The sequence below is a fragment of the Paenibacillus validus NBRC 15382 genome (assembly GCF_004000985.1).
Classification (GTDB): domain Bacteria; phylum Bacillota; class Bacilli; order Paenibacillales; family NBRC-103111; genus Paenibacillus_G; species Paenibacillus_G validus.
In genome coordinates, this window is the sequence record NZ_BIMH01000119.1 from 1 (window position 1) to 1,322 (window position 1,322).

Annotated in this window: 1 protein-coding gene; it reads right to left on the minus strand. The window is 39.3% G+C overall.

From position 1 onward, the window contains the following. Window positions 1-83 precede the first annotated feature (83 nt). On the minus strand, window positions 84-1,238 hold the full coding sequence (locus PVA01S_RS26315) for a sulfite reductase subunit alpha (protein WP_127610832.1): 1,155 nt from the start codon (window positions 1,236-1,238) through the stop codon (window positions 84-86). Between the last annotated feature and the right edge of the window lie 84 nt (window positions 1,239-1,322).

Genomic DNA, 1,322 nt, shown 5'->3' on the forward strand with positions numbered 1-1,322 from the left:
TAAAGAAGGATGGCCTGTTTCTTTATGACCGCTAATTGCGAAATAAAGTCACTCTTTTTTAGTGCTGCTCACTAATATTCATTTTAATACACATCACGTTGGTAACGCCCTTGCTCTTGCATATCATTTAAATACGCTTCGGCAGCTTCACGGGTCATCGAACCTTCTTTTTCAATAACGCTAATTAGAGTATTGTGGACGTCTTTCGCCATATATTGCTTATCTCCACAAACGTAGAAGTATGCTCCATTATTTAGCCACTCAAACAATTCCTTACTGTTTTCAAGCATTTTATGCTGTACATATACTTTTTCCGCCGAATCACGGGAGAACGCAACCTCTAATCTTGTCAATACCCCATCTTTTTGATATTTTTCCAGCTCGTTTTGATACAGGAAATCCGATGCTGAATGCTGATCTCCAAAAAATAGCCATGATCTACCTGATGCTGCATTCACTGCACGTTCCTGGATAAACGAACGGAATGGTGCAATACCTGTCCCAGGACCAACCATAATAATATCTTTATCTGGGGACTCTGGTAGATTAAAGTGTTTGTTTTGTTGAATAAATACTGGAAGCGTATCTCCCTCTTGAAGACGTTCAGCACATAAAACAGAACAAACTCCTTTGCGCTTCCGTCCGTGAGCTGTGTAGCGCACAGCACCGATGGTTAGATGCACTTCCTCGGGATTAGCGGTAATGCTGCTAGCAATTGAATATAGCCGTGGCGGCATTTTTCTTAATAAAGAGACAATCTCTTGGGCAGAAGCTTTCCATGGACCAAAATCTCGTAACAAATCGAGCAAATCACGTCCGTCGATATATTCTTTCAGTTGATTTAGATTTTCATCGGATACCAGCTTTTGTAGCTCTTCATTTTCTGATAATTCCGCTGCCTGCTGGATAATTTTTTTCGTCAATAACGTAATTTCAAAGTGTCTTGCTAACGCTTCTTTTAAGGGAAGTGTATCCCCTTGCTTATTAACTGAAACAGACAGTTCTGCATCCCATTTCATTTCCTCAAGAAGGGAAGCCACTAGTTCCGGATCATTCTCAGGGATAATACCAAGGCAATCACCTGGGACATATGAGAGGTCAGATCCTTTTAACGATAGCTCGAGATGCCTCGTTTCTTTATTAGAACCTGCTCCATTTAAATTTACATTTTTGAGAACTTTCGCTTGAAATGGATTTGTTCTTGAATATGTTGTTGGCACTACAGTAGAAGATTGCATAAATTCACCTCAAAAAGTTGTTTATTATGTAGGATAGCACAAGAAGAGAAAATCAGAAATGTTTTTCTAGTACATTTTTTATTA